Source organism: Pseudoroseomonas cervicalis (assembly GCF_030818485.1).
Classification (GTDB): domain Bacteria; phylum Pseudomonadota; class Alphaproteobacteria; order Acetobacterales; family Acetobacteraceae; genus Pseudoroseomonas; species Pseudoroseomonas cervicalis_A.
Genome location: NZ_JAUTAJ010000004.1, coordinates 2,253,583 through 2,267,002, shown reverse-complemented (window position 1 = coordinate 2,267,002; position 13,420 = coordinate 2,253,583). Strand labels below are relative to the sequence as shown.

Genomic DNA, 13,420 nt, shown 5'->3' with positions numbered 1-13,420 from the left:
GCTCATTCCGAGTAATTGCCAAAAAACTGGATAATAGGCAAATTTTCCTTTCCCCGTATGCCTGCCTGCCTGCCTGTCTCAGTCGAGTCTGACGGCTTGCAATCCTCGCTGAAGGCCAGTCACCAATTTGGCAAGAGAAATTCTGGCATCTTCAACTTTTACCGAAGCAAACAATAGGATCTCCCTCTGACCGTATCGGCTTTCGTTGGAAATATCCCATCCATGAGACTGCAATATCTGCTTCGCGCTTGATAATTTATCAAACCAAAGTCGATCAATATTTTTTCTGTCTGTTGAAGCTATCGCCTGATTTTTGAATTGTACGGATATCGATTTACTTTTTTCATCTCCAGAAATGACAATTGATCTTCCTGCCCTTGGATTTCTGACAAAAGAATATCCGCTATTTGTGGCCTGATATTCAGCTTCTTCGCAGCGAAACATAATCTCCTCTGCCCAAAAATCGACAGGTATTCTATCTAAATTGCCACTTATGGCGCGAGATAAAATCTCCAAATCGGTTTTAATGCGAGTTATACTTAAACGATCTTCAACCTCTGGCTCTGTTGCGCCCTGAATCAGTCGGCGTAGGCGCGCTGGGGCTGAGCGCCATGACAGCCTATTGTCGTTTCTAATTTTTTCAGACAATATTTTTAGCCAATCACGAGAATTACTGCCCCCGTTTGGTGGAGAAATTCCAGAAAAAGCATAGAATAAAGTCATACCCACGCCGTAAGAATCAACATACGTGCTTCGAGCCTTCTCGCCAGCGGTTACTAGCTGTTCGGGCGCATAGTATCCAGCTTCCTCCATATTTCCTGCGATAGTTTCACCCGCTGCATTTGAATGCCACGACATGTCATAATTTAGCAAAACTACGTCATATCTAGAAACATTTAGAGTTTTTGCGTCTGCTTCCTCGAGCATGATATAAGGCAACATGATATTTGAAGGACGAATATCACGATGAAGGACGCTTTGGGGTAAATTATGACTATAATATAAATGAGCGCAGACTTTTGACATGATATTCAGACAGTCTGGATATATATTAACCATTCCAGAAGGTATTATATTCTGTAAACTCGAACCATCTACGTACTCCATTACATAAGATGTCGGTATTTCAAATGCATTAAATAGTCTTGCAGTTGCTGGTACTTGTGAATTGGTTAAGAATTGTAGGGATTGAACACCGCGTCTGAAACTATCTATTTGAATGCCGGATTTAATATTGTCTATTCTTAATAGCTTTAAAGCCATTCGGCGACTTTCTGAATCTTCCACTTTCCAAACGGTGGAAAAAGAAGATCCATGTATCTGCTCAAGAACTTTGTATCCGTAAAAAGTATTATTCTCTCCATCAGTGCTTATGTGCCAAGATTGGTGAATATTTGAGGCGTATTTAACAAGAAATTCATTGTATTCTTTTGAAGAGGGGCCAAATTTTTCGACCAAATATCTTGCGTGCCCTGACAAGGCTAGGCGCAAATCATCATCATCCAGCATGCGAAGCTCACGGGGGGAATCTAGGCTCTCCCTTAGCTCTACTTGAGCTAAAACACTGGCTGCCGGTTTATCCCTTGATTTAAAAGATTTGATTTCCCTTAGTATGCTGCAAAGAGGATTGGTGTGTTTATGGATTTCAGGACCAGTTGAATCAGGCTCATACGAAATTACTTGAATGCCTGCGCGACTAGCCCAATCGGAAATTCCGGTTCGATGGGTGATCCAGAAATGTTCCCCAAGGTCCATATTTTTTTGTGTGAGGTTATATAAATTTCCTCCGGCAGCAGCGTCATCTGCTGAAATTCCGATAAATACAACAATGGAACTTGCAAAAATAGTAGTTATAAATTCTTGATATCCTGATATCGAATAAAGATGGTCTACTTCTGATTTGGTGAAAATCCAAGAATTTTGATCATCTATGGTTCCATGAAGATTTGCGATAAATGGTTTTCGATCTCCAAGAACGTGCATATAAGACGGAGCATCTCGACCACTAAAAACCACCGGATCTTCTTTGGGCCTCATCCGGCGATGGGCTCTTTCTACAAATTTATCCATATTTAAAGTAAGTACGGCATTTACGCCGCGAAGCGACCAAATCTCTTTGTATACATCAGGTATATTATTATCTTTTGTTTTTAAAGACCTTCTTATGCTGGCTATAAAATTAGGTTTCCCCATTACAGTTTTTACTGTTTCGAAAGAATCCCAATAATTATTACTTGCTTTTGCGATTTCAAGTAGATTTTCTTTTTCCTGTGCCTCGGGAGTGTTCTTGGGGCCAATGCCTTCAAGAGCTTCAACCACTAGGTTGTCCCTTAAGGTACCCCAAGTTGGCAAGCTTGCTGGAGCACTCAGTCCCGCACCGACCCAAAACACAACGGGTCTTCTACGCTCAGCGTAAGCTTCCTTGAGTCGTTGAAGCGTTGATGAGGCGTCGGACATCGAGGTCATCCCTTGGCAATGAGATGACTTCTATATCATCAATTTTTCTTGGAAAAATATATTGACTTTAATTTTTCGACATAAAAATGAATCGCTTCATGGCGATTATGAATACGCCATGAAGCGTTTGCTCGAAAGAGCACTAATAAGCACAGACAGAAGCGCAGGCTCCTATCAGCGATCAAGCCAAATATGGCATGAGAGCCGGCTTGCCTTAAACCCCCTCAAACACCCCAGCAATGCTCTCAAAGAGAGGAAGCCCATCCGTCCCGCCCATCAGCGGGTCCACCAGATCCTCCGGGTGGGGCATCATGCCCAGGATGCGGCGGTTCTCGCTCAGGATGCCGGCGATGTTGTCGCGCGCGCCGTTGCGATTGGCCTCCGGCGTCGCCTGGCCGCTGGCATCGACATAGCGGAAGGCGACGCGCGCCTCGCCCCGCAGCCGCGCCAGGGTCTCGTCATCGCAGAAGTAGTTGCCGTCGCCATGCGCCATCGGCGCGCGATAGGTCTCGCCGCGCTGCCACCGGCTGGTGAAGGGGCTGTCGCTGGTCTCCACCCGCAAATGGCAATCCATGGAGAGGAAGCGCAGGCTGGCATTGCGCAGCAGCGCGCCCGGCAGCAGCCCGGCCTCGGTCAGGATCTGGAAGCCGTTGCAGACGCCCAGGATATGCCCGCCCTTGGCCGCGAACTCGGCGACCGCCGGCATGATGGGGGAGCGGGCGGCCATGGCGCCGCAGCGCAGATAGTCGCCATGGGAGAAGCCGCCGGGCAGCACCACCAGGTCGGTGCCGGCGGGCAGGCTGGTCTCCTGGTGGAACAGGATGGTGGGTTTCCGCCCCGTCGCCTTGTGCAGCGCGATCGCCATGTCGCGCTCGCGGTTGGTGCCGGGGAAGAGGAGGATGACGGCGTTCATGCAACGGGCCCCGGAGGCTGGAGGGGAGGGGGTGGGGAAAGCGGCGCGGTCACTGCAGCCAGACACGAATCCAGTGCAGCCCGCCCATCAGCAGGATGGTGGCGACCGAGGCCAGCGCCGCGGCGGTGATCCAGAGGTCGAGCCGCGCCTTGCCGCGGGCCAGCAGCCCGGGCTTGCGGGCGCGGCCGCGCGGGGATGCGGCCGCCACCTGGGGCAGGCGCTCCTGCCGCCAGCGCAGCCCCATGCCGATCAGCAGGGTCAGCACCAGCATCAGCAGCAGGGAGGCCTTGACCATGGCGGCAGCGCTCCGGCGGGGTGAGGGGTCGGGCCGGCCTCAGGCCAGTTCGACGCGGAAGCTCTCGATCACGGTGTTGGCCAGCAGCTTGCGGGCCATCTCCTCGGCCTGGGCGCGGGCCTTGTCCGGGTCGGTCTCGGAGAGTTCGAGCTCGATGATCTTGCCGGTCCGCACCTCGCCCACCGCGGCGAAGCCGAGGGTGGAGAGGGCATGCTCGATGGCCTTGCCCTGGGGGTCGAGGACGCCGTTCTTCGGCATGACGGTCACACGCGCCTTCACTGCATCACCTCCGGGCCCTTCATGTCACGGATGCCGGCCTCCGGCAGGATGCCGAGGCGGCGGGCCACTTCCTGATAGCCTTCCTCGACCTTGCCCAGGTCGCGGCGGAAGCGGTCCTTGTCCATCTTCTCGCCCGTGTTCACGTCCCACAGGCGGCAATTGTCCGGGCTGATCTCGTCGGCGAGGACGATGCGCATCTCGTCATTCTCGTAGAGACGCCCGAATTCCAGCTTGAAATCGACCAGCACGATGCCGACGCCGAGGAACAGGCCGGAGAGGAAATCATTCACGCGGAGCGCGAGCGCCACCATGTCGTCCAGATCCTGGGTGGAGGCCCAGCCGAAGCAGGTGATGTGCTCCTCGGACACCATGGGGTCCTGCAGCGCGTCGTTCTTGTAGTAGTATTCGACGATCGAGCGCGGCAGGCGGGTGCCTTCCTGCAGCCCGAGCCGCGCGGCGAGCGAGCCGGCCGCGACATTGCGCACCACGACCTCGAGCGGGATGATCTCCACCTCGCGGATCAGCTGCTCGCGCATGTTCAGGCGGCGGATGAAATGGGTGGGGACGCCGATCTCGCCCAGGCGGGTCATCAGGTATTCGCTGATGCGGTTGTTCAGCACGCCCTTGCCGGTGATGATGCCCTTCTTGGCACCGTTGCCGGCGGTGGCGTCGTCCTTGAAATACTGCACGAGGGTGCCGGGCTCCGGCCCCTCGAACAGGACCTTCGCCTTGCCTTCATAGAGCTGCCGGCGTCGCGCCATGATCCACTGATCCCTCTGGCCGCCGGAAAGGGGGGCGGCATCGTCCGCGCGCGTATAGCAGGCAGGGGCCAGCGTCGCCACCGCTCATGGGCGCATGGCGGGTGCGCGGGCTTTCTCTCAGTTGGCGTCCCGCCTCAGGACAGAGGCGGGACGCCCAACTGACAGAAGTTTTTTGGTCCTTTTTTTCAAAAAAGGACGCTTTTACTTTACCCGTCGATGGTCACGCCGGTGATGCGCACCATCTCCGCCCAGCGCGCGACTTCCTGGCGCTGGAACTCCGCGAAGGCGGCCGGGGCGAGCGGGTCCAGGGTGAAGCCGGCGGCGGCCAGGCGGGTGCCGATCTCGGGCTCGGCGAGGGCCTGGAGCATGGCGTCGGCGATCTGCTGCACCAGGGGCGCGGGCGTGCCGGCCGGGGCGAACAGGCCGAACCAGGCATCCACCGCCAGATAGGGCGCGCCGGCCTCGGCCGCGGTCGGGATGGCCGGGAAGGCCGCCAGCCGCGCGGGCGCGCCGATCTCGAGCGCGCGGAGCTGCCCCTCGCGCACCAGCGGCGCGACGGAGGGGAAGGTGGCGACGTAGAAATCGACGATGCCGGCGACGGTGTCGGTCGCCGCCGGGGCGGCGCCGCGATAGGGGACATGGGTGGCGTCCAGGCCTTCGCGCCGCACCAGCGTCTCGGCGATGACATGGCTGGCCGAGCCCGCCTGGGAGGAGGCGTAGGTCAGCCGGCCGCGCTTGCCGCGGGCGATCAGCTCGGCCAGCGTGGTGGAGGCGGAATTGCCCGGCACCACCAGCGCGTGGTGCACGGTGGCCAGCTTGGCCACGGGGGTGAAGCTGTCCACCACATGATAGGGCAGGCGCGGCATCATCGCCTGGTTGCTGGCATGGGTCTGGTTGTGGCCGAGCAGGATGGTGTTGCCATCCGGCGCGCTGCGCGCCGCGGCGTCCGAGCCGATGACGCCGCCGGCGCCGGCGCGGTTGTCCACCACCACCGGGCGGCCCAGGCTGTGCTGAGTGCGGTCGGCCAGGCTGCGGGCCAGGATGTCGGTGGGCCCGCCGGGCGGCGCCGGCACGATGATGCGCAGCGGCGGGGTCGATTGCGCCAGGGCGGGGCGCGCGAGCGCGGCGGCGACGGTGCCGGCCAGGCCGGCCTGCAGCAGGGTGCGGCGTTGCATGGGTGGTTTCTCTCCCCGGTGGCGTTGCCCGCTGCATCCCATGCGCGCGGCGCGGCGTCGAGGCCGCTTCTGCCGCCGCCTGTCGTGACTTCCCGGGAGCGGCGGGGTCGCGCTATCGTCGGCATCGTATCGAACCCTGCCCTTCCCTGGCCGGAGGATCCGCCCATGCCCGACCACAGCCCGGAAACCCAGGACATGGCGCCGCCCTCCGCCCCGGCCGTGCCGCTCGATGATGCGGCGCTGGATCAGGTGGTGGGGGGCACCGCGCCGGGCAGCATCGCCCCGGGCGGGATGATGACCCTCGGCCCCACCGCCTTCGGCGTTACCTCTCCCACATCGGCGACCTTCACCCTGACCGGGGAGAATGGCGCCGGCGCCACGCTGGGCTGAGCCGGCCCGCCGGCGGAGGCACCGCGTGCTGGGCCGGGCCCGGCAGGGCTGCTAGGCTGGGCCGAAGCCGGGCCTCTCCGGCGAAGGAACCGCCATGTCCGACGACATCCCCGGCGATGCTCCCCGGCCCGAACCGGCCCCCGCCCCGAACACCGAGCTGGACGAGGCGGCGCTGCAGGCGCTGGCCGCCGGCACCGGCAACCCGCCTCTCGTCAGGGTCTTCGACGGCGCCACGGGGGAGGAGCGGCCGGACTTCTTCGCCTTCGATCCCAACTTCTCCGGGACGGGCGGCGTGCAAACGGGCTGACCGGGCGGGGCTTCGCCACACCGGCCGCGGCCGCCGCCCTCTCAGGCGGTCTCCAGCTTCTCCTGCAGCTCCAGCCATTCCTCCTCCAGCGCCGCCACCTGCTTGGCGATGGCGCCCTGGCGCTGGCTGGCCCAGGCAATGTCCTCGGGTTTGAAGCGGGCATAGGTGTCGGGGTCGCCGAGCTTCTTCTGCAGCAGGGCGGCCTCCTTCTGCAGCTTCGCCATCTCCGCCTCGATCTTGGTCACCCGGCTGCGCAGGGGCGCCAGAGCCTGGCGGTTCTCGGCCCGCTCGCGCCGCTCGTCGCGGCGGGTGGGGCTGGTGTCGGCGCCACCGCCGCGGGCGGCGCGGGCGCGCTCGGCCAGCAAGGCGCGGTAATCGTCGAGATCGCCCTCGAAGGGCGTCACCTTGCCATCGCCCACCAGCCAGAGCCGGTCGGCCGCCAGCGTCACCAGATGCGGGTCGTGGGTGATCAGCACCACGGCGCCGCCGAAGCCGGCCAGCGCCTTCACCAGCGCCTCGCGCGCGTCGATGTCCAGATGGTTGGTGGGCTCGTCGAGGATCAGCAGATGCGGCGCGTCGCGGGTGCAGAGCGCCAGCAGCAGCCGCGCCTTCTCGCCGCCCGACAGGCCGGAGAGGGTGGTGGTCGCGCGCTCCTCATCCAGGCCGAAGCGGGCCAGCTGGGCGCGGCACTGCGTCTCGGTGGCCTTGGGTCCCAGCGCGCCCTGCATGTGGGAGAGCGGGGTGCCGGCCATGTCCAGCTCCTCCGCCTGGTGCTGGGCAAAATAGCCGACCTTCAGCCGCCGGTCGCGATGGGTGTGGCCGCCCATCGGGTCGAGCCGCCCGGCCAGCAGCTTGGCCAGCGTCGACTTGCCATTGCCATTGGCGCCCAGCAGGGCGATGCGGTCCTCCTGGTCCAGGCCGCAGCTCCAGCCCGCGCAGGATCGGCCGCCCGTCATAGCCGACATCGACGCGGGAGAGGGAGAGGATCGGCGGCGGCAGCTCGCCCGGATCGGGGAAGGCGAAGCGGGTGGGGGCGTCCTCCACCACCGCCTCGATGGCGGGCAGCTTCTCCAGCGCCTTCAGCCGCGACTGCGCCTGGCGCGCCTTGGTGGCCTTGGCGCGGAAGCGGTCGACGAAGGATTGCATATGCGCCCGCTGCGCCGCGATCTTCTCGTTCTGCGCCTGCTGTTGCGCCGCGCGCTCGGTGCGGATGCGGACGAAATTGTCGTAGCCGCCCGGATAGAGGGCGAGCTTCAGCCGGTCCAGATGCGCGATGGCGTCGACGCAGCGCTCCAGCAGGCCGCGATCATGGCTGATGACGATGGCCGCACCCGGGAAGCGGGTCAGCCAGCCCTCCAGCCACAGCGTCGCCTCGAGGTCGAGGTGGTTGGTGGGCTCGTCCAGCAGCAGCAGGTCGGGCTCCAGGAACAGCGCCTGGGCCAGCGCCACGCGCATGCGCCAGCCGCCCGAGAACTCGCCCACCGGCCGGGCCTGCGCCGCGGCGTCGAAGCCGAGGCCCGACAGCACGGTGGCGGCGCGCGAGGGCGCGCTGTCGGCGCGGATGGCGATCAGCCGCTCATGGATCTCGCCCAGCCGCGCGCCATCATGCTCGGCCTCCAGCGCCGCCAGCAGGGTGGCGCGCTCGGTATCGGCCGCCAGCACGGTGTCGAGCAAATTGGCGCTGCCGCCCGGCGCCTCCTGCGCCACATGCGTCATGCGGGCGCGGGAGGCCAGGCGGATCTCCCCGCCATCGGCCTGGATCTCGCCGGTGATGGCGCGGAACAGGGTCGACTTGCCGGCGCCGTTGCGCCCGACCAGGCCGATCTTGCGGCCGGGCTCGACGACCAGATCGGCCCCTTCCAGCAGCGGGCGGCCGGCGATGCGGATGGTCAGGTCACGGATGGCGAGCACGGTCATGCCCCGCATGTAGGCCAGAAGCGGGGGCGGCGGGAAGCGCCGAGCGGGCGGGGCAGGGGCCGCCCGCGCGCTGTGCGGGGCGGGGGCGGCCCGCTGTCACTCTCTGTCACGCGGCCCCCCGGGCTTGTGCGGCGATCCGCCCTGGCGGCGCCCGCCCCCCCGCCCTAGGTTGCGGGTCCGACCGGACGCCGCCCGATGCCCCACACGCCCGCCGAGACCCTGCCCCGCTGATGTCGCTCTCCGCCGCCACACCGATGCTGGGGCGGGAGGGCCGGGCGCGCCGCCGGCTGGGCCCGGCCGCCCTGGCCTCGCTGGCGCTGCACGCGGCGGTGGTCGCCTGGCTGCTGTTCGGGCTGCAGCCCAAGCCGCTGATGAGCCCGCAGGGCGAGGAAGGCGTGCCGGTGGTGTTCGAGAGCACGGCGAGCGGCCCGGCCCTGCCGGAGCCCGGCGAGACGGCGCCGCCGCCGGAAGCCGGCGCCGCGCCGACGCCGCTGGCGCCGCCCGACCCGCAGGCGCCGCCCGACCCCACCCCGCCGCAGCCCCAGGCCGAGGCCACGCCCGAGGCCGCGCCACCCCCGCCTTTGCCGGTGCCGGCCCCGCCGGTGCCGCCGCCGCCGGCGCCGCCCCTGCCGCAGCCGGCGCCCGAGCCGCTGCCGCAGCCGCCCGCCCGGGCCGAGGCGCCGCCCCGCCCGCAGGAGACGGCGCCGCCGCCGCCGGCTGCCCTGACCCCCTTCCCGGAGCCGGCGCCGCCCGGCGCCCTGGCGCTGCCGCCCCCGCCGCCGCCGGCGCCGCTGCCCGAGCTCTCGGCCGAGCTGGCGCCGCCGACGCCGCTGCGCCTGACCCCCCCGCGCAGCGAGGCGCCGCCGCCGCCCCGGCCGCAGCCGCGCCCGCAGGCGCAGAACCCCTTCGCCGGCATGCCGCTGATGGGGCAGCAGGCGCTGCGCCCGGCCGTGCCCTCGGCGCCGTCGCGCCGCGCCCCGGGCTCGGCCGGGGGCGTCGACCTGTCGATGGGCCGGGTGCCCGAGCTGCGCATGCGCGAGGGGCAGAGCTTCAACAACACCACCGCCATGGCGCATGTCGGCGGCGCCCAGCCCGGCGCCGATTGGGGCCGGCAATTCCAGCGCTGGGTGCAGTCGCGCGGCTTCTACCCCGAGCAGGCGGCGATGCGTGGCGAGGATGGCTCGGTGGTGCTGCGGGTGACGGTGGCGCGGGACGGGCGGATCACCGCGGTGCAGATGATCAGCCCGACCGGCTCGCGCTGGCTGGATGCGGCGGCGGTGTCGCTGTTCCGCGACCAGGTCGGGCCGGCCTTCCCGATGACCATGCCGGGCGAGGAGACGGTGATCCGCTTCACCATCCATTACCGCATCATCGGCCGCTGAGCCGGGCCAGGGCCAGGGGGCGTCAGGCCGGCCGCCGGGCCGGCATCCCGGCCGGGCGCCAATTCAGGCGGGCGATTTGCGCCACAGCGCGGAGAGCAGCCCGGCGCCGACCAGCAGCCCGCCGCCGGTGCGGTTGACCGCGCGCTGCACGCCGGGCCGGCGCAGCGCGCCGCGGGCCGAGGCGGCCAGCCAGCCATAGAGCGCCGCATTCGCCGCCGCCATGGTGACGAAGGTCGCCACCATCACGCCGACCTGCGGCAGGAAGGGCGCGGCCGGGGAGAGGAATTGCGGCACGAAGGCCACGAAGAAGACCAGGCTCTTCGGGTTCAGCGCCGTCACCGCATAGGCATGGCCGAAGATGCGGCCGAGGCCGAGGGCCGGCACCGCCTCGCCGCCCGGCAGCCGCACCGGCGCCCGCCACAGCTTGAGGCCGAGATAGACCAGATAGGCCGCGCCGACCCAGCGCAGCAGGGTGAACAGCTCGGCGGAGGTGGCGAGCAGCGCGCCCAGCCCGGCCATGGAGGCGGTCATCGCCGTCAGGTCGCCAAGCGCGACCCCGGCCACGATGGCGGCGGCCGGCCGGCGCCCATGCCCCAGCGCATAGGAGATGACCAGCAGGATGGTGGGCCCCGGGATCGCCAGCAGGATGGCGGCGGCGGCGGTGAAGGCGAGCCAGTTCTCGATCGGCATGGCGGGCTCCGGCGTGGCGACGCGTCAGCCATCCATGGAATGGCGCGGCGCGCAAGCGGCCAGGCGGGCGGCCCCGCGGCCCCTCAGCGCAGCAGCACGGGCCGCTCCTCCGGCGGTTCCTGGTTCAGGTAGTCCTCGACATAGAGGCGGCGGACCAGCATCAGCAGCAGCGCCGCCATGGGCGTCGCCAGCAGCATGCCGAGGAAGCCGAAGAGCAGGCCGAAGGCCACCAGGGCGACGATGGTCGCGGCCTCCGGCAGGTCGACGCTGCGCTTCTGCACATAGGGGGTGACGAGGTAGCTCTCCACCGTCTGCACCGCCAGGTAGACGGCGATGACCGAGAGCGCGCCGGACAGCCCGTCGGCCAGGCCGAGCAGCACCGCCGGCACCGCCGCCAGCACCGGCCCGAGCGTCGGGATGAAGGTCAGCAGCGCCGCGATCATGCCGAGCACCGGGGCCAGCGGCACGCCGATGGCCCAGAGGCCGAGCCAGGTCAGCACGCCGACCACCGCCATCGACACCATCTGCGCGCCGAGCCAGCCGCGCAGCGTCGCCGCCGCCTCGCGGCAGATCACCTCGGCCCGCGGCCGCAGCGAGGGCGCCAGCACCGCCTGGATGCCGCGCCGGTACAGCGCCGGGTCGAGCGCGAAATACAGGCCGAGGAAGCCCACCAGCACCAGGTTGGCGAGCGCGCCGAAGGTGGTGTTCACCGCCGTCATGGCGGTGCTGCCGCCGCCCTGGGGCAGGCTCATCTCGCCGGCATCCAGCCGGCGCAGCAGCTCCTGCCCCCATTGATACTGCGACAGCCGCTCGGTGAGCCCGGCGGCGGCGCGCGGCACCTCCTGCCACAGCGTGTTCAGCTGCTCGGCGATCGGCGCCGCGGCCAGCATGCCGGCGGCGGCGAAGAGCAGGGCGAGGGCCAGGATGAACAGCCCGACCGCCGCGCCATGCGGCAGGCGCGGCACCAGGCGGCGCAGCCGGTCGGCCCCGGCATAGAGGAAGACGCCCAGCAGGGCGGCGGCAAAGACCAGCAGCGGCACCTGCGGCACCTGCCACAGCAGCAGCCCCAGCCCGACCGCCAGCACCAGCAGCGAGATCCGCCTGCGCGTCATGCAACCTGCCCCCTCCGCCGGGGCCGGTCAGGGCCCCGGGCACCGCCGGACCCGGCCGGGGCGGCGCGGCGGCCGGCCCCGGCACCGTGCCCGGGGCGGTGCAGCGCCGGGCTTGGGCTTCGGGGTAAAGCCTGCGCCCAGGCAGGGTTGCCAGGGAGGGTTGCCCGCAGGGTGCTCGCGGGGTTGCCAGGGGGCGCCACGCGCTTGCCCCTTGCGCCGGGCGGCGACCCCGCCTATCCGGCGGCGGCAGACGCACCCCTTCGAAGGAAGTCGACCATGGCCACCGAGCGCACCCTCTCCATCCTGAAGCCGGACGCCACCCGCCGGAACCTGACGGGCAAGATCAACGCCAAGTTCGAGGAGCAGGGCCTGCGCATCGTCGCGCAGAAGCGCCTGCACCTGTCCGAGGCCCAGGCCGGCGCCTTCTACGCCGTGCACAAGGAGCGCCCCTTCTACAAGGACCTGGTCTCCTTCATGACCTCCGGCCCGGTGGTCGTGCAGGTGCTCGAGGGTGAGGGCGCGGTGGCCAAGAACCGCGAGATCATGGGCGCCACCAACCCGGCCAATGCCGCCCCGGGCACCATCCGCAAGGAATTCGCCGAGAGCATCGAGGCGAACAGCGTGCATGGCTCGGACAGCGCCGAGAACGCCGCCAACGAGATCGCCTTCTTCTTCTCGGGCATCGAGATCGTCGGCTGAGGCGGGGCGGGGCGGCCCCGCCGCCCCGCGCCACCCGAGACGGAAAAGGCGGCGCCCCGAGGGGGCGCCGCCTTTTTTCATGCGAATGTCATGGGCCCGGTTCAGGGCCCGGCCGGCTCAGCCCCAGAGCAGGTAGAGCGCCAGCAGCAGCACCACGACGGCGCCGATGCCCCATTTCGTGGCGGTGACGAAAAAGTCCCAGCCATGGGTGCGCTCGGCCAGGATGTCCTCGGACTTCACTTCCACGAAGTCGATCTGCTGATGCGCCTCGGCCATGGGTTCCCTCTGCTCGTCCGCCTGATGCGACTGCCTCTGGCGCAGGAATAGGCAGGGGGCGGCCCGGGGGCAAGGGGTTTGGCAGGGGGTTTGGGGCCGGGCCGGGGCGGTTTGCGCCGCGGCGCGGCCGGCGGGCCACGGGCAGGCCCCAGGCCGGCCATGGGTCGGGCCATGGGTCGGGCCATGGCCAACCCGCGGGCAAACCCGCGCCGCCCGCTGGCGTTGCTGGGCCGAGGAGGGCCTGAGCATGCCGATCACCCTGGAGGGATCCTGCCGCTGTGGCGCGGTGCGCTTTTCGGTGGCGAGCCACACGCCGCACCCCTATCAGCGCTGCTACTGCAGCATCTGCCGCAAGACCGCCGGCGGCGGCGGCTATGCCATCAACATCATGGGGGTGGCGGAGACGCTGAAGGTCGAGGGCCGCACCAGCGTCTTCCGCGCCGAGCTGTACGATGCGGAGGGGAAATGCGAGACCTCGAGCGGCCAGCGGCATTTCTGCGCCCGCTGCGCCAGCGCGCTGTGGATGGCCGATCCGAACTGGCCGGAGCTGGTGCACCCCTTCGCCTCGGCCATCGACACCGAACTGCCGGTGCCGCCCAGCCGGGTGCATCTGATGCTGGGCTCCAAGGCCTCCTGGGTCGAGCCGGACATCCAGGATGGCGATGCCAGCTTCGACGAATATCCCGAGGAATCGATCGAGGAATGGCACCGCAAGCGCGGGCTCTGGGTCGAATAGCGGCGCCGCCCTTCCGAAGGGGACGGCGCCG

14 protein-coding genes and 1 pseudogene are annotated in these 13,420 nt (G+C 66.8%); 5 read left to right on the top strand and 10 right to left on the bottom strand.

Annotation, left to right across the window (positions count from 1 at the left end; genetic code table 11):
- Positions 1-78 precede the first annotated feature (78 nt).
- The 6 genes from QE401_RS14510 to QE401_RS14485 all read right to left on the bottom strand — a co-directional run bounded on the left by QE401_RS14510 (position 79) and on the right by QE401_RS14485 (position 5,880).
- Positions 79-2,457, bottom strand: a complete 2,379-nt coding sequence (locus QE401_RS14510; protein ID WP_307138884.1) for a protein kinase domain-containing protein — start codon at positions 2,455-2,457, stop codon at positions 79-81.
- Between the two features lie 214 nt (positions 2,458-2,671).
- Positions 2,672-3,370 carry a phosphoribosylformylglycinamidine synthase subunit PurQ gene (gene purQ / locus QE401_RS14505; protein WP_307138883.1) on the bottom strand — a complete coding sequence of 233 codons (699 nt, stop codon included), beginning with the start codon at positions 3,368-3,370 and terminating at the stop codon, positions 2,672-2,674.
- Positions 3,371-3,419: 49 nt separating this feature from the next.
- Complete coding sequence (locus QE401_RS14500) at positions 3,420-3,665, bottom strand: hypothetical protein (protein ID WP_007003689.1); 246 nt, start codon at positions 3,663-3,665, stop codon at positions 3,420-3,422.
- 39 nt (positions 3,666-3,704) lie between these two features.
- Positions 3,705-3,944, bottom strand: a complete 240-nt coding sequence (gene purS / locus QE401_RS14495; protein ID WP_307138882.1) for a phosphoribosylformylglycinamidine synthase subunit PurS — start codon at positions 3,942-3,944, stop codon at positions 3,705-3,707.
- The gene (gene purC / locus QE401_RS14490) at positions 3,941-4,705 is read right to left on the bottom strand and encodes a phosphoribosylaminoimidazolesuccinocarboxamide synthase (protein WP_271137181.1); all 765 of its coding nucleotides are present in this window, start codon (positions 4,703-4,705) and stop codon (positions 3,941-3,943) included. Before purC ends, purS begins: the two co-directional genes overlap by 4 nt.
- A gap of 206 nt (positions 4,706-4,911) precedes the next feature.
- A complete protein-coding gene (locus QE401_RS14485; RefSeq protein WP_307138881.1) occupies positions 4,912-5,880 on the bottom strand; it encodes a Bug family tripartite tricarboxylate transporter substrate binding protein in 969 nt (322 codons plus the stop codon).
- 165 nt (positions 5,881-6,045) lie between these two features.
- Here QE401_RS14485 and QE401_RS14480 point away from each other — a divergent pair, with 165 nt between their 5' ends.
- On the top strand, positions 6,046-6,270 hold the full coding sequence (locus QE401_RS14480; RefSeq protein ID WP_307138880.1) for a hypothetical protein: 225 nt from the start codon (positions 6,046-6,048) through the stop codon (positions 6,268-6,270).
- A 94-nt stretch (positions 6,271-6,364) separates the two neighbouring features.
- Positions 6,365-6,577, top strand: coding sequence for a hypothetical protein (locus QE401_RS14475; RefSeq protein ID WP_307138879.1), 213 nt, complete (start codon positions 6,365-6,367; stop codon positions 6,575-6,577).
- Positions 6,578-6,618: 41 nt separating this feature from the next.
- Here the strand turns inward: QE401_RS14475 and QE401_RS14470 are convergent.
- Positions 6,619-8,494: pseudogene (locus QE401_RS14470) on the bottom strand (ABC-F family ATP-binding cassette domain-containing protein).
- A 230-nt stretch (positions 8,495-8,724) separates the two neighbouring features.
- Between QE401_RS14470 and QE401_RS14465 the strand changes: the two are divergent.
- On the top strand, positions 8,725-9,876 hold the full coding sequence (locus QE401_RS14465; protein ID WP_307138878.1) for an energy transducer TonB: 1,152 nt from the start codon (positions 8,725-8,727) through the stop codon (positions 9,874-9,876).
- 63 nt (positions 9,877-9,939) lie between these two features.
- Here the strand turns inward: QE401_RS14465 and QE401_RS14460 are convergent, their stop codons facing one another.
- Complete coding sequence (locus QE401_RS14460; RefSeq protein WP_307138877.1) at positions 9,940-10,566, bottom strand: LysE family translocator; 627 nt, start codon at positions 10,564-10,566, stop codon at positions 9,940-9,942.
- Between the two features lie 83 nt (positions 10,567-10,649).
- Positions 10,650-11,678 carry an AI-2E family transporter gene (locus QE401_RS14455; RefSeq protein WP_307138876.1) on the bottom strand — a complete coding sequence of 343 codons (1,029 nt, stop codon included), beginning with the start codon at positions 11,676-11,678 and terminating at the stop codon, positions 10,650-10,652.
- Between the two features lie 276 nt (positions 11,679-11,954).
- On the opposite strand from QE401_RS14455, the gene ndk reads away from it, so the two are divergent.
- Positions 11,955-12,377, top strand: a complete 423-nt coding sequence (ndk, locus tag QE401_RS14450; protein WP_307138875.1) for a nucleoside-diphosphate kinase — start codon at positions 11,955-11,957, stop codon at positions 12,375-12,377.
- A 117-nt stretch (positions 12,378-12,494) separates the two neighbouring features.
- Here ndk and QE401_RS14445 read toward each other — a convergent pair whose 3' ends face one another.
- Positions 12,495-12,653 (bottom strand): preprotein translocase subunit SecE, encoded by a 159-nt coding sequence (locus tag QE401_RS14445; protein WP_307138874.1) that lies wholly within the window; start codon positions 12,651-12,653, stop codon positions 12,495-12,497.
- A gap of 247 nt (positions 12,654-12,900) precedes the next feature.
- On the opposite strand from QE401_RS14445, the gene QE401_RS14440 reads away from it, so the two are divergent.
- Positions 12,901-13,389 (top strand): GFA family protein, encoded by a 489-nt coding sequence (locus QE401_RS14440; RefSeq protein ID WP_307138873.1) that lies wholly within the window; start codon positions 12,901-12,903, stop codon positions 13,387-13,389.
- The last annotated feature ends 31 nt before the right edge of the window (positions 13,390-13,420 follow it).